The organism is Streptomyces sp. NPDC002888 (genome assembly GCF_042888465.1).
Lineage (GTDB): Bacteria > Actinomycetota > Actinomycetes > Streptomycetales > Streptomycetaceae > Streptomyces.
Map to the genome: position 1 here is coordinate 80,243 of NZ_JBIAPU010000016.1, position 19,702 is coordinate 99,944.

General features: G+C 70.0%; 17 protein-coding genes. 10 read left to right on the plus strand and 7 right to left on the minus strand.

Annotation, left to right across the window (positions count from 1 at the left end; translation table 11 throughout):
• Window positions 1-109: 109 nt before the first annotated feature.
• Both ACFYWX_RS25465 and ACFYWX_RS25470 read left to right on the plus strand, forming a co-directional pair.
• The gene (locus tag ACFYWX_RS25465; RefSeq protein ID WP_389426404.1) at window positions 110-1,288 is read left to right on the plus strand and encodes a phytanoyl-CoA dioxygenase family protein; all 1,179 of its coding nucleotides are present in this window, start codon (window positions 110-112) and stop codon (window positions 1,286-1,288) included.
• Window positions 1,289-1,310: 22 nt separating this feature from the next.
• Window positions 1,311-2,087, plus strand: coding sequence for an SDR family oxidoreductase (locus tag ACFYWX_RS25470; RefSeq protein ID WP_389426405.1), 777 nt, complete (start codon window positions 1,311-1,313; stop codon window positions 2,085-2,087).
• 204 nt (window positions 2,088-2,291) lie between these two features.
• Here the strand turns inward: ACFYWX_RS25470 and ACFYWX_RS25475 are convergent, their stop codons facing one another.
• The 3 genes from ACFYWX_RS25475 to ACFYWX_RS25485 form a co-directional block, all read right to left on the minus strand.
• On the minus strand, window positions 2,292-3,311 hold the full coding sequence (locus ACFYWX_RS25475) for a Gfo/Idh/MocA family protein (protein WP_389426406.1): 1,020 nt from the start codon (window positions 3,309-3,311) through the stop codon (window positions 2,292-2,294).
• A 538-nt stretch (window positions 3,312-3,849) separates the two neighbouring features.
• Window positions 3,850-4,707: a class I SAM-dependent methyltransferase gene (locus tag ACFYWX_RS25480; protein ID WP_389426407.1), complete on the minus strand. Its 858-nt coding sequence runs from the start codon at window positions 4,705-4,707 to the stop codon at window positions 3,850-3,852.
• Between the two features lie 49 nt (window positions 4,708-4,756).
• Window positions 4,757-6,304 carry an MFS transporter gene (locus ACFYWX_RS25485; protein WP_389426542.1) on the minus strand — a complete coding sequence of 516 codons (1,548 nt, stop codon included), beginning with the start codon at window positions 6,302-6,304 and terminating at the stop codon, window positions 4,757-4,759.
• A 283-nt stretch (window positions 6,305-6,587) separates the two neighbouring features.
• Between ACFYWX_RS25485 and ACFYWX_RS25490 the strand changes: the two genes are divergently transcribed.
• Window positions 6,588-6,782, plus strand: coding sequence for a hypothetical protein (locus ACFYWX_RS25490; protein ID WP_389426408.1), 195 nt, complete (start codon window positions 6,588-6,590; stop codon window positions 6,780-6,782).
• An 85-nt stretch (window positions 6,783-6,867) separates the two neighbouring features.
• On the opposite strand, the gene ACFYWX_RS25495 is transcribed toward ACFYWX_RS25490, so the two are convergent.
• From ACFYWX_RS25495 to ACFYWX_RS25510, 4 genes are all read right to left on the minus strand, one after another.
• Window positions 6,868-9,195: a discoidin domain-containing protein gene (locus tag ACFYWX_RS25495; RefSeq protein WP_389426409.1), complete on the minus strand. Its 2,328-nt coding sequence runs from the start codon at window positions 9,193-9,195 to the stop codon at window positions 6,868-6,870.
• Entirely contained in the window at window positions 9,192-10,355 is a 1,164-nt protein-coding gene (locus tag ACFYWX_RS25500; protein WP_389426410.1) for a peptidyl-prolyl cis-trans isomerase, read from the minus strand. Before ACFYWX_RS25500 ends, ACFYWX_RS25495 begins: the two co-directional genes overlap by 4 nt.
• Complete coding sequence (locus tag ACFYWX_RS25505) at window positions 10,352-11,773, minus strand: alpha-L-fucosidase (RefSeq protein WP_389426411.1); 1,422 nt, start codon at window positions 11,771-11,773, stop codon at window positions 10,352-10,354. The genes ACFYWX_RS25500 and ACFYWX_RS25505 overlap by 4 nt, the downstream gene beginning before the upstream one ends.
• 210 nt (window positions 11,774-11,983) lie before the next feature.
• On the minus strand, window positions 11,984-13,003 hold the full coding sequence (locus ACFYWX_RS25510; RefSeq protein ID WP_389426412.1) for a LacI family DNA-binding transcriptional regulator: 1,020 nt from the start codon (window positions 13,001-13,003) through the stop codon (window positions 11,984-11,986).
• A gap of 46 nt (window positions 13,004-13,049) precedes the next feature.
• On the opposite strand from ACFYWX_RS25510, the gene ACFYWX_RS25515 reads away from it, so the two are divergent.
• The 7 genes from ACFYWX_RS25515 to ACFYWX_RS25545 all read left to right on the plus strand — a co-directional run bounded on the left by ACFYWX_RS25515 (window position 13,050) and on the right by ACFYWX_RS25545 (window position 19,620).
• The gene (locus ACFYWX_RS25515; RefSeq protein ID WP_389426413.1) at window positions 13,050-14,867 is read left to right on the plus strand and encodes a beta-galactosidase; all 1,818 of its coding nucleotides are present in this window, start codon (window positions 13,050-13,052) and stop codon (window positions 14,865-14,867) included.
• Between the two features lie 123 nt (window positions 14,868-14,990).
• The gene (locus tag ACFYWX_RS25520; protein ID WP_389426543.1) at window positions 14,991-15,509 is read left to right on the plus strand and encodes a hypothetical protein; all 519 of its coding nucleotides are present in this window, start codon (window positions 14,991-14,993) and stop codon (window positions 15,507-15,509) included.
• Between the two features lie 2 nt (window positions 15,510-15,511).
• Entirely contained in the window at window positions 15,512-16,585 is a 1,074-nt protein-coding gene (locus ACFYWX_RS25525) for an alkene reductase (protein ID WP_389426414.1), read from the plus strand.
• Window positions 16,586-16,692: 107 nt separating this feature from the next.
• Window positions 16,693-16,863 (plus strand): hypothetical protein, encoded by a 171-nt coding sequence (locus ACFYWX_RS25530; RefSeq protein WP_389426544.1) that lies wholly within the window; start codon window positions 16,693-16,695, stop codon window positions 16,861-16,863.
• A gap of 244 nt (window positions 16,864-17,107) precedes the next feature.
• Window positions 17,108-17,602 carry a hypothetical protein gene (locus tag ACFYWX_RS25535; RefSeq protein ID WP_389426415.1) on the plus strand — a complete coding sequence of 165 codons (495 nt, stop codon included), beginning with the start codon at window positions 17,108-17,110 and terminating at the stop codon, window positions 17,600-17,602.
• 912 nt (window positions 17,603-18,514) lie between these two features.
• On the plus strand, window positions 18,515-19,036 hold the full coding sequence (locus tag ACFYWX_RS25540; protein ID WP_389426416.1) for a MarR family winged helix-turn-helix transcriptional regulator: 522 nt from the start codon (window positions 18,515-18,517) through the stop codon (window positions 19,034-19,036).
• A 263-nt stretch (window positions 19,037-19,299) separates the two neighbouring features.
• Complete coding sequence (locus ACFYWX_RS25545) at window positions 19,300-19,620, plus strand: MarR family winged helix-turn-helix transcriptional regulator (protein ID WP_389426417.1); 321 nt, start codon at window positions 19,300-19,302, stop codon at window positions 19,618-19,620.
• Window positions 19,621-19,702 lie beyond the last annotated feature (82 nt).

Consider the following 19,702-nt stretch of genomic DNA (forward strand, 5'->3'; position numbering starts at 1 on the left):
GACTGATCCCCCACGCTGATGATGGAGTTTTGATGTACCGCCAAGCATTGAATGATGGGTTCGGGTTCTCAACACTGGCAGAAACGCACGGACTGCGAAAGGACCTGCGATGTCCCCCACCGGTGCGGGAGCGCGTACTTGGCTGACCGAGGCGGACTGCGACCTCGATGCGTTCCGCTCACTCGTGGAGCAGCGCACCGACCCCGCCGATCATCCTTCGGCGGAGCGGGTGGAGCAGAACGTTCCGCTCTACGACAGCGAGCGGCTCCGCTCCCTGGCGGCCACCGGCGAGGGCCGGCGAGCCGTGCAGGAGGAGTTGGTCCGCACACTGCTGGACGGGCCCGGCATCGTCGTGCTGAAGCGTGCCTTCGCCGACGCCGGTGTGGTGGACGGCATGTCGGAGGCCTTTTTCGCCCTGATCGAGGAGGAGCGTGCTTCCGGTGCGGCCCGCGGTGACCACTTCGCCAAGCCGGGCGCCAACGACCGGGTCTGGAACGCGCTGGACAAGGTCGCCGTACGGGCACCGGAGGTGTTCGCCGACTACTACGCCAACGACATGCTGGAGCTGGTCTGCGAGGCCTGGCTCGGCCCCGCCCACCAGGTCACCTCACAGGTCAACGTCGTCAACCCCGGCGGCGCCGCGCAGAGCGTGCACCGCGACTACCACCTCGGCTTCCTCTCCCAACAGCGCGCCGCCTCCTACCCCGCGCACGTCCACCGCCTCTCCCCCGTGCTGACCCTCCAGGGCGCGGTGGCCCACTGCGACATGCCCACCGAGTCCGGCCCGACGCTGTACCTGCCGCACTCACAGAAGTACGAACCCGGGTATCTGGCCTGGCGCCTGCCGCAGTTCGTCGCATACTTCGACGCCCACCACGTCCAGCTCCCCCTGGACAAGGGCGACGCCGTCTTCTTCAACCCGGCGCTCTTCCACGCCGCCGGACACAACCGCTCGGCCGGCATCCGACGCATGGCGAACCTGCTGCAGATCTCCTCCGCCTTCGGTCGCGCCATGGAAAGCGTCGACCGCCAGGCCATGACCAACGCCCTCTACCCGGTCCTGCTCCGGCGCAAGTCCGAAGGCGCCCCGGAAGACTGGCTACGCCGTGTGATCGCCGCCGGCGCCGAGGGCTATCCCTTCCCCACCAACCTCGACCTCGACCCACCGGTCGACGGTCTCGCCCCGCCCTCCCAGGCGGACACCGTCTGGCAGGCCGTCACCGAGGGCTGGAGCCCGGAACGGCTGCGCCAGGAACTGCAGGCGGGCGCCAAGCGCCGCCGGAGCTGAAGCCGAAAGGGACACAGCACTCATGGGACTGCTTGAGACCCCGCTACTTGAAGACCTGGTCGTCCTCGTCAACGGCGGCAGCCAGGGCGTCGGCGCGGGCGTCGTGCGGGCCGCCGTACGGGAAGGCGCGACCGTCGTCTTCACCGGGCGCCGGGCCGAGGTGGGCGAGAAGCTCGCCGCGGACACGGGCGCGCGCTTCGTGCGGGCGGACCTCTCCGATCCGGCGCAGGCGCGCGACAGCGCCGTACAGGCCGTGAATGCTCATGGGCGCGTCGACTGCCTGGTCAACGCGGCCGGGCTGACGTCGCGCGGCTCGCTCCTTGACACCACGCCGGAGCTGTTCGACCAGCACATGGCGATCAATCTGCGCGCGCCGTTCTTCGCGATGCAGGCGGCCGTGGCCGACATGACGGCCCGCAAGGCGCCGGGCACCATCGTCAACATCATCTCCAACTGCGCCCACGGCGGGCCGCCCCACCTGGCGCCGTACTCCGCGGCCAAGGCCGGTCTGGCCGGCCTGACACGCAACGCCGCCCACGCCCACCGCTGGGACCGTATCCGGATCAACGGCCTCAACATCGGGTGGACGGACACCGAGGGCGAGGACGCCACGCAGCGCGCCTTCCACGGCGCGGGCGACGACTGGCGGGAGGAGGCCGCCAAGGCACAGCCCATGGGCAAGCTCGGGCAGGTCGACGAGATCGCCGACTTCGTCGTCTTCCTGCTCTCCGACCGCAGCGGCGTGGTGACCGGCTCGGTCATCGACTGGGACCAGACCGTCTTCGGCGGCCAGGACTGAGCCGCCCCCGGGCTGAAAGAAACAGGATTCCCATGCCGCTCGACGCGCTGACCACCATGCGGCTCATCGACGACTGCTACCGGGCGGCCGGGTTCCCGGTCCGGCCGCGTACGGTGCTCCCGGCAGTGGACTGGGTCGGCTGAGAAGCGAAGGGAGAGGGCGGTACCGGATCGGTACCGCCCTCTCCCGCCGTGTGCGTGCGGCCTACCGGTAGAAAGCGGGCCGCCCGATCAGGTCGACCTCGACACGCCGCCCCTCCCGCTGGGACAGCACGCCCGCCTCGCACACGGCCGCGGCCGCGTAGCCGTCCCAGGCGCTCGGGCCGGTGGTCCCGCCGCGTCGCGTGGCGTCCACCCAGCCCTGGACCTCTTGGTCGTAGGCGTCCTCGAAGCGCTCGACGTAGTCCGGTGTGATGCGTCCGCCCCAGCGGCCGTCGGTGCTCAGCCGCGGCCCGTGCTCGTCACCGATGCGTACGGTGCCCCGCTCGCAGACCGCTTCGGCCTGCACCTGGTAGCCGTAGCCGCAGTGGCCGAAGATCTCGACGTCGACGAGCGCGCCCGACTCGGTTTCGAGGAGGACGAACTGAGGGTCGTTCATTCCGGCCGGCGCATGGGACGACGGGGTCGGCTGGTGCACGGTGACCGCTGTGATCTCCTGGTCGAGGAGCCAGCGGGTCACGTCCATCTCGTGGACCACCGAGTCGTTGATGAGCATCTCGTTGGTGAACCACGGCGGCATGGCGAGGTTGCGGTGCCGGTGGTGCAGCATCAGTGCCCTGCCCAGCTCACCGCCGTCGAGGAGCCGCTTCAGCTTCATGTACTCGGTGTCGTACCGCCGCATGAAGCCCACCTGGACACGCCGGTGCCCGAGCCGCTGCTCCGCCTCCAGGACGCGGAGGGCGGAAGCCGCGTCGGGGGTGAGCGGCTTCTCGCACAGCACCGGCAGGTCGCGGCCGAGGGCTTCGAGCAGGGCCGCCTCGTGGGCGGGCCCCGGGGAGGCGATGAGGACGGCGTCCACGTCGTGCGCCGCCATGGCCGCCGCGGGTTCGGTGTACGCCCTGCAGCCCTCGATGGCGTCCGCGAGTGTCCTGGCGCGGTCCGCGTCGATGTCGACGACGGCGGTCACCCGGGCCCCGCTGACGACGTCATGCAGTCTGCGCACATGGTCCGCGCCCATCTTGCCGGTGCCGACGACGGCAACGCCCAGTACTCGCTGAGGTGGCATGTTCGTGATGTCTCCGGTGCTGGTGAGGGTCAGTTGGCCTGCGGCCTTTACTTCAGCAGCGCCGCGGCGGTCCGGTACGCCGCCGCGGCGGCCTCCCGCACCGGCAGCGCACGGTGTGTGTCGGAGAGGATCCGAAGCCGTCAAACACATCACCCTGCTTCCGTGCTCGCAACGCTAGGTCCACGCCAGGGAGTTACTGAAGCCCTCGAATACATCATTTGGCCATCATCGATGCCCTCTTTCGTCCGTCATCACGCAGCGCCGGCGCATGCCTGTACCTCCTGCACGGAGCCACTCGGTCGGGTGAAAGCGCCGGGGTGCAAGAACCTCCTGCAGGTGTCCGCGCGTGATGGCGTGCAGGCAGCGCGACCCACCCGCTCGCTGAAGAGAACCCCACCGGCGCCATGCCCGGTGCCGCCTTCCCTCATCCGTTCTTGCGGGCGGCTGTGCACCGGGGGCGATGTGGTGACCCACGGGTCATCGGCGTCAACCTCCTCCACCTCGACGAGTACAGCTACTACCCGGGATCCTGCGACTCCTAGGTCGTGGCCACCAACAGTTCCTCCGCGCTGGACGGCCGCAGGCCGTCCGTCCTGTCGGCGAAGTAGCGCCGGGCGAGACTCGTCGCCGAGATGTGCCGGGCCTGCCGGAAACCGGACTCGCGGGCCAGTGCCAGCATCTCCGGTGGGGAGAAGAAACTGACGAAGGGCGTCCCGGCTGCTCGGGCGGACTTCTCCGTCGCCTGGAGCAGTGGGCGCTCCTCCGCCGCGACGAGGTCGAGCGGCACCATGAACGTCGTGGCCAGCGTGGAGCCGGGGGCGAGCTTGGCGACCTGGCGCAGTGTGGCCGCGGTCGCGTCTTTGGTGAGGTACATGGTGACGCCGGTGGAGGCCACGACCGCCGGCCGGTCCGCGTCGAAGCCGGCCGCCATCAGCCGCTCCCACCAGGACCAGCCCTCTTCGAAGTCGACCGGCACGAGCCGCAGCCACTCGGGGACGCCGAAGCCGAGCTCGATCAGGCGCTGCCGCTTCCAGGCCTGCGGGCCGGGCTGGTCGACCTCGAACACCCGCAGCCCGGAGGCGATCTCGGGCCTGCGCTGGGCGAAGGTGTCCAGACCGGCCCCGAGGGCGACGTACTGGTTGACGCCCCTGCGGGCCTGCTCCACGACCAGATCCTCGATGAAGCGAGCTCGGGCCACGATGGACGCCCGCATGCGGCTCGTGGCCTCCTGGTCCATGTCCGGACGACGGAGCCAGCCGTCGTCCGGCGCCGCCAACTCCAGCCCGATCTCGTCCTCGAGCACATGCGGCGGCGGGTCGACCCGGACGTGCAGGGCCCGCCACAGGGCCACCCGCAGGGCCGTACCGTCCACCGTCGCAGCTCGCTCGTCAGACATGTCGTCCTCTTCCTTTTCCGTTGCGAGGCCGTCCCTCGTGCCTCACACGCTAGGAAGAGAGATCTCCGCGGTGCTTCTCCAGAGTTGCGGTCTTCTCGTCGGCCCGGGTCGGTTCCCGGCCGGACGGGTGGCGCAGGGCGCACAGGAAGCCGATGCCGAGGGCGACGGCCATGCCGTAGAACACCCACTGGTTGGCCTCCGCGAAATCCATGCGGATCGAGGACATCGCATCGCGCATGGCCGTCGAGACCGGTCCGTCGCCGGTGGGGGTGCGGGCGTCCGCCTGGCCCGTGATCTCCTGGGTCACGTCTCCCGCCACGGAGTGGGCTGTGTCCGGCGGAATCCCACGCGTCTGCAGGGTGTCCTCGACGCGGTCGGTCATCGTGTGCGTCAGCATGGTGCCGAAGACGGCCAGGCCCACGCTCGCCGCGTAGTTGCGGACGGTCTGGGTGATGCCGGTGACTTCGCCGTAGGACGCGTCGATCGCGCGATTGACGGCGTCCGTCGAGGCCGGGGCGAGGATGAAACCGATGCCCGCGCCGGCGAGCGCGACGTACGGCCACTGGTCGTGCATGGACAGGTCGGTCAACTTGCCGGCCCACAGCGCGAACCCGACGGCGCCGACCACGCAGCCGAGCTTCAGCGCCGGACGGGCGCCCTGCTTGTCGAGGATACGGCCGCCCCACTGGGAGGCGATGGCGAATCCCGCGAAGAAGTACAGCAGGTACAGGGCGGCCTGGTTGGGCGAGGCGCTGAGGGAGACCTGGGCGTAGACCGAGGCGAAGAAGAACACGGGGACGAACGCCAGCATGGCGAAGAAGAGCACCAGCGCGTCCACCGTGAAGGCACGGTCGCGGAAGACCGACAGGTTGATCAGCGGGTGGTGCGTGCGCAGTTCGTAGCGGCAGAAGACGTACAGCACCGCGAGGCCGCCGACGATGCAGGCCCAGGTCGCCGCGCTGTCCCACCCCCAGACCGACGCCTGCTGGAAGCCGAGCACGCTCGTGCCCATGCCGACGGCGATCAGCAGCGCGCCCGTGACGTCCAGCGGCTCGTCGCGCCGCCGGTCGGAGATGCGGGCGAGCGCGGTGAGGATCAGTGCCACGATCGCGACGGGAACGTTCACCCAGAAGATCGCCCGCCAGGTCCAGGTGGTCAACCAGCCGCCCAGCAGCGGTCCCAGGGCGGTGAGGGCGCCGGTGATGCCGAAGAACAGGGCCAGGGCGCGTCCCCGCCGCTCGACCGGGAACACCGCCACGACGACCGCGAGCGCGGCGGGGAAGAGCAACGCGGCCCCGAGTCCCTGGGTCGCCCGGAAGACGACGAGCCACGTCAGTGCATAGTCCCCGGCGGGTACGCAGCCGCAAAGTACCGAGGAGATGACGAAGATCAGGGTGCCTGCCACGACGACGCGGCGTGGTCCCCACAGGTCCGCCAGGCGCCCGCCGACGGCGAAGAACGCGGCCAGGGCCAGCAGGTAGGCGTTGACCACCCACTGCATGCCCGACGTGGACAGTCCCAACTCGGAGACGATGTCGGGCGCCGCGATCGACACGATCGTCTGGTCGATGAACGTCATCGCCACCGCGAACATCATCGCCGCGAGCGCCAGCGGCTGGGAGGCCGCGCGTCCTGCACCGAGCGAGCGCTCGTTCCGTTGCGTGTGCGTACGGCTCACCTGGCCAGTCTGCGCCCGCAGCGGTGACGGCGCACCCGGAGCACATCCGGATACGAGGTCTGGGCCGCAGGCCGTGGCCGGCGCGCACAGCAGCGCGGCGCCGACGGCGCCGACCACCCGCGACGGCCTGACGTAAGAAGGGGCCATCAGCAGTTCGTGGACCTGTGCCCCCGTCGGCAAGCCCTGCCTGGGCCGACCGGAGTTGGGCAAGTCCATCAACCAGAACAACTACACCGGCCCGGCCCTGTGGGAGAACGACGAGGCGCTGCTCAAGGTCGACGACTCCGCCGCCCACGACGCCTACGTCGCCAACTTCACCGCGAAGGCCGCCGCCTCCCCCGGCACCGCCGACAACGTCGCCCGGTGCAAGGGCGTCATCACCCAGCCCGAGGGCTGACGCCCACACGGCCACGGGTGGGCGGACGCCGTGGCGTCCGCCCACCCGTGGCCGTCGCGTGGTTAGGGCCGGCCCAGGACAGGCCCTACTCGGCGCTGCGGTAGACGGCGATCTCGGTCAGTGTCGGGGTGTACTGCTCCGTCGCGATCTGCTGGGTGAGCGCCACCCGGAGCCGGGAGGTCGTGACGCTGCCGAAGCCGGTCACGGTGAGGTCGTGCCCGATGCCGGTGTCGCGGCTCGCGAAGGTCACCCACCGGCCGGTTCCGGCGTCCCACCGCTGCAGCTCGAAGGACTGCACCCGCGGGTTGGTGCCCGAATCGGTGTACTCGTCCAGGTAGACCTCGTCGAGGGTGGTGTCCGCGCCGAAGTCGATGTCGAGCGTGATCGGGTAGGTCGCGTCGTCGGCCGCGGCCCAGCGGGTCGTGAGGTCGCCGTCGGTCAGTTTGTCCGCGGTGAGCGTCCCGTTCGCCCCCGAGTGGGTCGAACTCGCGGTGACCGGTCTGCCGCGCGCGAGGTCGACCCGGTTGTCCACCTCGTCCTCGATGGGATCGTCGTCGACCGGGTCCGTGACCTGCGGGCCGATCCGCGACTCGGCGATGCCGATGTCCGGTGCGTCGCCGTAGTAGAGGTGCGTGCCGAGGAAGTCCTGGGTGCCCAGGTGCGGGTTGTACCGGCCGGCGTCGACGAGCGGCGAGTCCTTGCGCAGCGCGAAGTGCGCCGCGGCCTTCCGGATCTGCTTCACGCCCGCCCCGGTCACGTAGTCGGCGGGGTCGCCGACGAACCGTGGGTCGGCCCGGGAGCCCCTCGGGTCGGCCGGTTCCTGGGTGGAGTGGGTGCCGCTCGCCTCGTAGTAGTCGTTGTTGGAGAACACGGCCTGCCGTAGCGCGCCGGTCCGGCGGTACCAGGGTGTCTCGGTCGTCTTCGAGGTGTTGTAGAAGATGTTGTTCAGGAAGTAGACGCGGCTCAGGAACGTCTCGTCGTGGACGTAGTCGAGATCCGCGCCGTCGTAGACGAAGGTGTTGTTCGTGAAATAGGTCGGCGAGTAGTTCGTCGACAGCATGTTCTTCACGAGCACGCCGTTGTCGTTGACGCTCAGGTTGTAACGGGCCACCGAGTTGGAGCTGTTGCCCATGTAGGCCATCCAGCCCGCCGCGTTGTCGTGCGAGTAGTTGAACTGGTACGTGACGTTGAAGTTCGTGTATTCGAGGTCCCAAGGAGTGCCGTCGTACTCGTTGTCGGGACCGCCGTAGACCTCGTTGTACTGCATGACCGAGTCGGCGCCGGCCCACAGGTAGAGGGCGCAGGACACCGCGTCGTAGCGCTTCAGATACCCGTTCACCTCGTTGTACTCGACCGTCATGTTCTTGGTGTTGGCGAGTTGGATCGCGCCCTGCCCGATGCTCTCGGCGTAGTTGTGGCCGATGTAGACATCACGGCTGTACAGGTCGCGGGTGCGCACCCACAGCTGTTCCCAGCCCTCGTGCCACTTTCCGTTCTCGTCGTACTGGCCGGCGTCCGCGCCGTCGGCCGCGAACCAGTTGAAAGCGAACTGGACGGCGTGCAGTTCGACGTTCTCGAAGGTGTTGTTCTCGATCCGGACGTCCTTGAAGTGGTAGCCGCCGGTGCCGTAGTCCTTGTAGCTGCGGCTGCCGAAGACCTGGAAGTCGACGGCGCCGTAGTGGATCTTCTGCCAGTAGCTCGGGCCGTCGATGTTGTGGACGAACACGTCCGATATGCGGAAGTGGTCCATGACGCTGTCCGCGCCGCCCGGCAGGAGGTCGGCGTTGATCGACACCATGATTCCGTCGCGGACGTAGGTCCCTTTGGTGATGTTGGTCGCGAAGTCGTCGTCGTTGGACAGCTCGACGTTGTTGATCTCCCAGTACTGCTGGTTGCGCAGCACGATGGCGCCGGTCCGGCCGACGGTGGCGGGGTTCTTCGTGCCGTCCGCGTTGAACGGGCTGGGCACCTTGCCGTTCGTCGCGATGTACGGCCGGCCGGCGCTCGGGGCGCCGTACGCCGAGATGGTGATCGGCCTGCCCGCGCTGCCCGAGCCCTTGGGCCACAGCTGCTCGTCCTGCCACTGCTCACCGGCCTTGAGCAGGATGCGGTCGCCCGGTGCGAACGTCGTCGCGTTCGCCTTGGCCAGGGTGCGCCAGGCGGTCTTCGACGAGGTGCCGGCCGCGTTGTCGCGACCGTGCGTGGCGTCGATGAAGTAGTCCTTGCCGCCGGTCCTGTTCGGCGAGTTGCCCGGCCAGGACGGCTGGGCGGCGGCGGGGGCGGGAGCGCGGTCCGGGACTGCGGCGGCGTGCGCGGCGGGCACGAACGATCCGACGAGCAGCGCGGCCAGCAGGGCGACGAAGCCCACGTACAGCGTCCGTGTGAGGGGTGGTCCGGTGTCGACGGGTCTCATTGCTGCACATCCTCTGCGTTGATGGCGTCCAACGCCGAGGTGTCGACATCGAGGTCGCTGTCGTCGGCCCGGCGCTGGATCAACTGGTCGAACTTCTTCTCGACGAGGGACTGCCGGATCCGCTGGGAGTAGTCAGCGAATGCCTTGTCCTCGTCGACAGTCCTGCTCTGGAGCTGGTAGAAGGTGATCTGGCCGGTGCCCGGGACCGGGGCGGAGATCCGGCCCGGTGCGAGGTCGCCGAGCACCGTGACGAGGTCCTGGTCGTGGGCACTCAGCCCGTTGGATCCGGTGCCGTGGTAGGTGCCGGTCGTGAGCTTGGCACCGGGTTCTTCGGCGGCGACGGCCGTGAGGCTCCCGGCGGCGGTCACCCGGTGCTGAAGACCGGCGGCGTCGGCGGGCGACGGTACGACGAGCTGCGTGTACCGGTACGTGGTCGCGTTGGCGCTCCAGGCGTCCCGGTCGGCGTCGAACGCGTGCCGGACGTCGGCTTCGGTGACCCGGAGCGGGCCGTCGGCGTTCGCGCCGAGCCGCTTCTTCAGGCTCGTGGTGAGCTCGGTGAGCCGGTGGGTGTAGTACTCCTCGGGGGAGAAGTGCGCGACGCCGTAGACCGTCCGGCCCTCGGCGATGGCATCGGCACGGGACTGGTTCTCCTTGCTCAGGTCGGCGAGGAAGTCCGTGTGGTCCACGGAGTCGACGAGTCCCTGTTCCTTCGCGAGGACGAGCGTGGTCTTGTCCCGCCGGATCTCGTCGAGCGCCCGGGTCTCGAGCCGCTGGAGCGCGGTTTTTCCGCCGGCCTTCGCCTTCCAGTCGAACGTGCCCCGCAGGTGGTACGTGTTGCGCAGCTCGTTCTGCACGGTCGGCGCGAGTCGCCGCATGTGGAAGAGCAGTTCGTCGCGGGTCACGGAGTGCCCGTCGAGGGAGGCGACCTCGGCCGGGTTGGTGCGGTGGCTGAGCATCGTCACCCCGGTGACCACCAGCGCGGCGAGGGCGAGGCACACGCCGGTGAACAGGACGACGGCCCGGCGCGACGGCCCGCGGGACGTACGTGGCCGGCGTGCGGTGGCCGCCTTGCGCGGGACACCCGGCTTGCGCGAGGTGCTCGGCCTACGCGCCGTGCCCGGCTTGCGTGAGGTGCCCTGTCTGGGCAAGGTGCCCTTCATGAGGCCGCCCCGATCGCGGCCACCCGGGCGACGACGGGCGTGTCCCTGGTTTCGGTCAGCTCGGCCCGTACGGCGTCGACCTCCGTCGGCGGGAACGTCAGGATGCGCTGGTGGCCCACCGCGTTCGCCTCGGCGAGCGTCGTCCACCGGCCCTCCCGGTGGCCCCGGACGACGATGTGCTCGATGCGCTGGCCCTGCCTGATGTCCTCGCCCAGGACGAATGCCTCGACCCGGCGCGGCCGTGCGAACGCGAGTGTCACGCGGGGCAGGTCGTCCGAGTCGTCCGGTCGCCACGGCGTACGTCCCCTGCCGGGCCACGCGGTCGCGATGTCGCCCGGGGTACCGGACGAGACCGCCACGGTCGCCTCGATCCGGCGCGCCCGGAAGTCCTTGATGCGCTGCCCGAGCCGCTCGAGGACCGCCACGTCGGTGCCGCTGACGCGTCCGTCCCTGGCCGGCGGGACGTTGAGCAGGAAGCAGGAGTTGCCGCCGACAGCGCGCAGGTAGACGGTGAACAGCTCGTCCACGGAGCGGACCGCGGTGTCCTCGGCCGGGTGGTGGAACCACCCGGGACGGATCGAGGTGTTGACCTCGGCCGGGTACCAGACCAGGTCGGCCTCGTGCCCGGACAGCGCGGCGCGGCTGCCGAGGTCGCGATCGTCGCTGCGCACGAGCCGGGCGAAGGTGCCGTCGTCCGCCTTCTGTGAGCGGTCCGCGGTCCGCTCGGCATCCTGCAGGGTGCGTGGTACGACGCTCCACTCGTCGGGGCGGGTGTCCCCGGCCTCGTTGCCGCACCAGCGGACGTCGGGCCCGCACACGCTGATGACCGCGTCCGGCTGCAGCTCGCGGACCACCGCGAAGTACCGCTCCCAGTCGTAGACTTGGCGCCTGCCGTTCGAGCCCTCGCCGTTCGCGCCGTCCAGCCACACGGAGAACACCGGTCCGTATCGGGTGAGCAGTTCGGTGAGCTGGGCGACGTAGAAGTCGTCGTACGCGGTCCCGGATCCGTAGGACACGTCGTGGCGGTCCCACGGGGAGAGGTAGATCCCGAACCGCAGGCCGTGGCGCCGGGCCGCGTCGGCGACCTCCGCGACCACGTCGCCCCGGCCGCCTCGCCACGGCGACGCGGCGACCGAGTAGGTCGTGACGTCGCTGGGCCACAGACAGAAGCCGTCGTGATGTTTGCAGGTGAGGATCACGCCGGTCATCCCGGCGCTCTTGAGTGCCACGACCCACTGGTCGGCGTCGAGCCCGGCCGGGTCGAAGGCGGCCGGGTCGTCGTGTCCCTCGCCCCACTCCCGGTCCGTCATGGTGTTCATGCCGAAGTGGACGAACCCGTAGAACTCCATTTCCTGCCAGGCGAGTTGGCGGTCGCTCGGCCGGACCGCGGCCGGCGCCGTGCACGGCGATACCTTCATGTCGGTTTCCTTCCGCTGATGCCGCGGGGGCGGTGCAGCCGGGCGAGATGAACCGAGGTCTGTGGCGGGACATCGATGTCAGAGCGCGAGAGGGCAGGCCCCGCCGTTGCTACGGTGGCACCGATAACATGAAGGCTTACGGTGGCACTGATCCACAGGAGGGCGCAAGGGGCCCACACGAGGCTTTTCCGTGCGCGGGCGCCGCGATCCTCAGAGGGGGCGCGGCGGAGCCGTCGAGGCGCGTACCGACAGGGGCGCGGTGGCGACGGATGCGTCGACGGCGGCGTCGTCGCCCTTGAGCAGCAGGTGGACGGCCGCCGCGCCGTAGCGGTAGAAGTCCTGCCGGACGGTGGTCAGCGGCGGAGAGCAGTAGGCCGCGAGGGCGATGTCGTCGACGCTCACGAGGGACACGTCGTCGGGCACCGACCGGCCCCGCTCGCGCAGCGCGCGGATCACCCCGAAGGCCATCTCGTCGCCGGCGACGAAGACCGCGGTGACCTCCGGGATCATCGCGATGATCTGTCCTTGCCGGTGTCCCGAGTCGGGCGACCAGTCGCCTTCGAGGGGCGGCGGCGCCTCGATGCCGGCCTCGGCCAGGCACTCCTGCCAGCCCTGCCGGCGTTGGCGTGCCTCGATCCACTCGTCCGGTCCTGAGACGTGCCAGACCTGACGGTGTCCCAGGTCGAGCAGGTGCTGTGTGGCGACCCGGCCCGCCTCGCGCTGGTCGATCCCGAGCACCCGGGCGCCCGCGGTCCGCGAGCCGTCGAGGGTGACGGTGGGGATGTCGCGGGTGATGTCCTCCATCTTTCGCGTCACGGAGATGAGCGGCACGGCGATGACGAGGCCGTCGACGCCCTGGTCGGCGAGCTTGGACAGGGATCGCTCCATCAGGGCGGTGTCGAGTCCGGCGATGGTCGCGATGCTCACCGCGTACCCGGCCGCACCGGCGGCCGCCTCGACACCGGCGGTCACCGCCGAGCGCGAGTAGTACCCGCCGGACGCCAGCAGTACGAGTCCGATGGTGTGGCTGCGCCCGGAGGAGAGCGCCCTGGCGGCGCTGTTGAACCGGTAGCCGATCTGTTCCACGGCGGCGAGCACGAGCCTGCGGGTCTCGGGGTTGACGTTCGGCGAGCCGCGCAGCGCACGCGAGACGGTCTGCGCGGAGACCCCGGCGGTCCGAGCCACGTCGGCCATGCTCGGTTGCCTCGGCCTGGCGGTGCCCTCGGTCATGACGCTCCATTCCGTGTTCCCAAAGATCCTAGCGTTCTTGTTAGGGATGGCATCGATAACATACGCTCATGCCGTGACTGAGCTGAGCACGACACACGCGCTCACCTGGCGCGCGGGGCGTCTGTACCGGCACGGCGCCCCCCATCGCATCCTGTCCGGGGCACTGCACTACTTCCGGGTCCACCCCGACCTCTGGCGGGACCGGATCCGTCGTCTCGCCGACCTCGGACTCAACACGGTCGACACCTATGTGCCCTGGAACTATCACCAGCCCCGCGAGGACGAGACGCCACGCTTCGACGGCTGGCGGGACGTCGAGCGGTTCATCCGCACGGTGGGCGAGGAGGGCCTCGACGTCATCGTCCGGCCCGGCCCGTACATCTGCGCGGAGTGGTCCAACGGCGGCCTGCCGAGCTGGCTCACCGGCCAGGACGTCGGCGTTCGCAGCTCGGATCCGGCGTTCACCTCCGCCGTCGGCCGCTGGTTCGACGAGCTGGTCCCACGCGTCGCCGCGCTCCAGGCGTCCGAGGGCGGACCGGTCGTGGCGGTACAGGTGGAGAACGAGTTCGGCAGCTTCGGCGACGACCAGGCCTACCTGCGCTGGAATCGACGTGCTCTGACCGAACGTGGTATCCGGGAGCTGCTGTTCACCGCCGACGGGCCCACCGAGCTCATGCTGGACGGCGGCACCCTGCCCGGGACCCTGACGGCCGTCACCCTGGGCTCCGATCCCGAGGCCGCCCGCCGGCTCCTCGCGGCACGCCGACCGGACGAACCGTTCCTGGTCGCCGAGTTCTGGAACGGCTGGTTCGACCACTGGGGCGGGCGGCACCACGTCCGCGGGGTGGACAGCGCGGTCCGCACGCTCCGCAGCATCGTCGCCGACGGCGGCAGCGTCAGCATCTACATGGCGCACGGCGGCACCAACTTCGGGCTGTGGGCGGGCGCCAACGAGCACGAGGGCCGGCTGCGGCCCGTCGTGACGAGCTACGACTCCGACGCGCCGATCGCCGAGGACGGCAGCCTCACCGCCAAGTTCTTCGCCGTGCGCGAGGCACTCGGCGCCCGTGGGCCGCTCCGGTCGCCCGCCCGGATGCCGACGCTCCCGCCGGCCCGCGTCCCGTTCGCCCACCGCGCCGACCTGCTCCCCGGCCTCCGAGCCGTGCCGGCCCCCGTCTCGACCGCCCCGCGCCCCGCCTCGTTCGAGCGTCTCGGGCTGGATGCGGGCATGGTCCTGCACACCGCCCACCCGCGCATTCCGGCGGGCGAGCACCGGCTGGTCCTCACCGACGTACGCGACCGGGCCCTGGTCTTCGCCGACGGCACCCTCCTCGGCGCCGCCGATCCCGGTTCCCCGGAACTCCCTTTACGCGGAACCGGCGACGTCGTACGGCTGGAGGTCCTGGTCGAGAACCTCGGCCGGGTGAACTACGGACCCGGCATCGGCCGGCACAAGGGCCTGCTCGGTCCCGTCCTCGTCGACCGGCGCATCGTGCAGGGCTGGGACAGCACCCCGGTCGCGCTCCAGGAATGGTCCTTTGCGGAGCTCACCGGCGCGGTCGGCGCCGGTCCCGCGACCACGCACACCGGGTTCGCCGTCGCGACGTTCGACGTCGGCACGCCCGCGGACACCTTCCTCGCGCTGCCGGGATCGAGCCGTGGTCTCGTCTGGGTCAACGGGTTCCTGCTGGGCCGCTACGGGGAGATCGGGCCGCAGGTCACGCTCTACTGCCCGGCACCGCTGCTGCGCGTCGGTGAGAACACCGTGACGGTCCTCGAACTGGAACGGCTCGGCGGATTCCTGGAGTTGCGGGATCGCCCGGAGCTGGGGCCGCCGGAGGAGTACGTCGAGGAGTTCGGCTGAGGGCTTCGGCTGAGGAGTTCGGCTGAGGAGTTCGGCTGACGAAGTCACCTCCCGGCTGAACTCGGGGACGTAGCCGTACTGGCCTTCGACGACCGCTGCGCGACCGGCGTTCTCGGCGTCTTCCTGCTCTCCGGCATCGCGGTCCCCGGCGACATCTCCGTCGGCGGCTTCGACGACAGCCATCTGGCACGCCTGGCCCACATCGATCTCACCACCGTCGGACAGGACATCCCCCCGCCTCGCCGGGCTCGCCGTCGGCCGGGCCGTCGCACGTCTGGAGGACGACAAGACCCCGGCCGGGGAACACGTCGTCGCCCCCCGCCTCGTCGTCCGGGGAACGACCGCCCCGCCCGGCTGAACCCGGGATTCGGTTACCCCTGCATGCCACTCGGAGCCTCACGAGGCTCCAAGTGGTCGACCAAGTTGTTTGATAAGGTCGACCCCCTCAGGGAGGGTCACCGCCCCGGCGTGCCGCCATCACTGCAGCTAAAGGCGCTACATATCCCACACGTCGGTCCACCGCATTCACACCAGCCGCGATTTTCGTATTTACTTGTTCGGACAGTAAACGGCGCCAGAGGTGCCGATCCGTCTGGGCCGCTGCGTGTGCGGCGGTCTTCCTCTGTGAAGCAAGGATTGTGATCATGTCGACGGCCTTTGAGTCCTACGACCTCTCCGGCACGAGCCTGTCGAACCGGATCGTGATGGCTCCGATGACCCGCAGCCGCGCCTACGGCCCCGGGCAGTCCGCCACGGAGCTGATGGCCGAGTACTACGCGCAGCGGGCGAGTGCGGGCCTGATCGTGACGGAGGGCACGCAGCCGTCGGTGATCGGCCAGGGCTACCCGAACACCCCGGGCATCCACTCAGTGGAGCAGATCGCGGCCTGGCGCACGGTCACCGACGCCGTGCACGCCCAGGGCGGTGTGATCTACCTTCAGCTGATGCACACCGGCCGGGTCGGTCACCCCACTCTGATGGGACTGACCCCGGCCGGCCCCTCCGCGGTCGCCGCCCAGGGGCAGGTCTACACCCAACAGGGCCCGCAGGACTTCGTCACGCCGAAGGAACTGACCGAGGACGAGATCCAGCAGACGATCGCCGACTACGCCACGGCCGCCCGCAACGCCATCGAGGCCGGCTTCGACGGCGTGGAACTGCACGGCGCCAACGGCTACCTCATCCACCAGTTCCTCGCCCCCAACGCCAACCAGCGCACCGACGCCTGGGGCGGCATCCCCGAAAACCGCATCCGCTTCGCCGTCGAGACCGCCGACGCCGTCGCCCAGGCCATCGGGGCCGACAAGGTCGGCTTCCGCATCTCCCCCGCCAACCCCTACAACGACATCGACGAGAGCGACCGCACCGACGTCGAGGCCACCTACACCGCCCTCGTCAACGCGCTCGCCCCGCTGAACCTGGCCTACCTGCACCAGATGGAGGCCCCCGAGGTCCGCGACCTCACCCTCCGGCTGCGCAAAGCCTGGCCCACCACGTTCATCCTCAATCCCTTCACCGGCACGGAGCCCACCGGCCCCGAGGAGCTGAAGCTGATCGAGGACGGTATCGCCGACCTCATCGCCTACGGCGGCCTCTTCCTCGCCAACCCCGACCTCCCCACCCGCCTGCAGCAGAACGGCCCCTTCAACACCCCCGACCGCGCCACTTCCTTCGGCGGCGACCACCGCGGCTACACCGACTACCCCACCCTCGACTGACGAGCCACAGCACGTAGCCACACTGCGGCGCCCGCACCGGCCACCGGCCTCGCGGGCGCCGCAGCGCGCCGATTGCCGCACGAGGCGGGCTCCACCCGAGCCAGGTCCTGACGACCGTCGGCCGCAAGAGCGGTGAGCCACGCTCGACCCCCGGCGGCTGGTTTCCCGGCGCGGACGGCAGCTGGTTGATCGTGGCCTCGGCGGCCCGGGGCCGCGAAGAACCCGGCCCGCTCGTTCGTGTGATTGTGGTCAGACCGTGGATCGGGGTCAGAAGGTGAGGGCAGCTTTGAGGTCGGCGGAAGATGCCGCTTCGACAATCGCTCGGTCAATACGTGCGCCAGCGGACACGAACAGCGAGTCGGCGGCGTCCGTTCGGGTTGCGTGACGGGTGTCGGTCCACCAGGGCAGCGGCATTGTCGTGGGACGCTCGCACCACTCCGCACGGGTCCACGCCGCCGGGACCATGACCGTTCAACGCGGTCCCGGGGGACGCGCCGTGCGAATCCTGACGTGGGAGGCCCGGTGGATGTCAGCACGTTCTACGCACTCTTCTCGGCCACCTGCTTCACGCTGGTCGGCCTCTGGTGGAACGTGGTGCAGCGGCACCGGGACTGGCTGCGCGATCCGGCGCTGCGCCGGATCGTCGGTGGTATCTATCTCTCGTTCCTGCTCCCCGCGCTCATGGGCCTTTTTGCACAGGTTGGCGGCACCGAGACCCCGGAGATCTGGCGGTTCAGCTTCGTGGTGCTCGCCGTGATCGGCTGTGTGTCGACGCTGCGCCTGACCGGGCGCAGCCGCGGGGACGGCTCGCCCTTGTTCCTGACCCTGGCGCAGGCAGTGGCGGCCCTGTTCTACGCCTTGATCGCGGTGGTGGGCGCGGAGCCCGAACTCGCCGACGTCGTCGACCTGAAGCCGATTCAGGCCGAGGCGATTCTGCTGATCCTGCTGGTCGTCCTGGGCCACGGGCTGGTCTGGAGGTTCATGGTCGGCGAAGGCCGGCCCGCCGACGCGGACTAGGGCCCTGTCCGGCGGATCAGGTCGCAGGAAAGCGACGGGGTCTCATCTGCGCCGGCGAGCGGGGCCTGGTGCGTCCAGCTGCAAGGCGGAGGAGGGAGTCGACGCGATGGGGGTCCCCCGCGCGAGCGAAGTCGAGCGTGGGGGAGTCGGCGAGTGACGACAACGCCGCAGATGGGGTGCCAGCCCCGCGTCTGCGGCATGATCCGCCGGACAGGCCTAACCCGGCCGTTTCGGTCGGGGTGATGAGACGTCGCTGATCGTCGGCGTGGGCGCGGGGGTGTTTTCGCTGCTTGGACATGGTGGAGTCGCAGTGCGGTGGTCCGCCCACCTCATGGCTGACGCGCTTGCCACGTGGATGAGTGCGCACTTCACGGTCAGCAGGATCACCGAGACGGTCACCTACCATCCGGCTGCGGCATCCCGGACCTCCCGGGTCCACTCCACGACCTTGGGCCGGCGCAGGCGCAGTGGTGCGTGCTGTGGGGCGCCATGGATGGCCTTCCAGAGGCCGCTGCCGTGTGTGCATCGCCCGGCGAAACGGAGGAGCCGGCGGGAGGCGTCCTCCCAGCTGTCGAGGGTGGCGGCCTGAGAGCGTCGTAGAGCCGGCAGGGCTCCGCGCCGGGATGGCCCGAGGTGGATTTCGGTGGCGCCGCCGGAGGAGGGCAGCGGGTCGATGCGCGGCCCTCCGTCCGGGGTGGAGGTCAGCGCGAAGACGCCGTCGCTAGGGTTCGCCGCCCCGAGCCACCTGTGTGCTCCATGCGTTGATACATGGTGAACAGACGTCACGCCGGTGCTGACGGCCTGAGTGCGACGATGCAGGAGCTCGGCCCTGCCGCGGCCGGTCGCTGCTCGGACTGGTACGCGCGCGATAGGGTTCACCTCTTCAATCGACTCAGGGGTGGCGAGGACCGTATGAGCCGGCCGGAGGCCGAGGGCAACGCCCGGCCGACCACAGGGGACGTGCCGGCGACGGCGAGCGAGCCCCTTCCGGCCTCTGTCATGGCGGGCCCGGTCAGCCACGCGATCCTGCGGGTGGCCCGCCTGCACCGGATGCTGGCCGGACACCTGCTGCGCCGGGTCGGCCTCCACCCCGGCCAGGAGCTGGTCATGATGCAGCTGTGGGAGCGCGGGCCCCAGCGCCAGACCGACCTCGTCCGTCTGCTGGGCTCCGACGCCGCCACCATGACCCGGACCATCCAGCGCCTGGAGAACGCGGGCTTCGTCCGACGCCTCAAGTCCCCCACCGACAAGCGGGCCACCCTCGTCGAGCCGACGGCCGCCAGCAACGCGCTGCGCCAGGAGGTCGAAGGGATCTGTCTCGACCTGGAGAACAGCGTCGCCGGTGGCCTCTCGCCCGAGCAGCAGGCCGAGGCCGTCGAGGTCCTGACCCGTATCGAGGACAGCCTCGTGCGCGCTACGGCTCGGTCCGACTGAACTGGGCACCCACGTGGTCGGCCCGGTTCACGCTGTCGCTCGGGCCACGCCCTCGATGACCAGGTCGCGCTCGAACCCGCCCCCCTGAAGCCACTCGCGGCAGACCTGGGCATAGGCGATCGGCCCTCCGGGGTAGCCATTGTGGATCAGCTCCGTCTGCAGGTTGGGGGCGCAGTCGAGAGCCGGGCGGGAAAGGCCGACGGCCTTGTCCTTGAAGTGCTGGGCCCAGTGTTCCTCGCCTCGGCGCGCGCCTCGACGCTGCGATGACGCTGATGCACCTCGGCTCCGGCCCGGTGAGCCAACAGGCACTCATCGACAAACTCGAGGTCGACCCCAGCGTGCTCGTGGCCATCCTGAAGGACCTGGAAGGCGCGGATCTGGTCCAGCGCAGGCGTGACCCCGCCGACCGGCGCCGCCACATCGTGCAGATCACCGCTCAGGGCACGATCACGCTCGGCGCACTGGACACCGCCCTGAGCGAGGTCGAGGACCGGCTGTTCGCCGCGCTGTCCGCGCATGACCGCGTCAGCCTGCGCGGCCTTCTGGAGCGGATCGCGACCTCAGAGGCCGACCACGAGTGCTGATCAGGGGCGCGCCCCTCAGCTGATCCGCCCCTCTTCGGCGTCTGCATGGTAGCATTTAATTGGCCGACCAAGAGTGACCAGG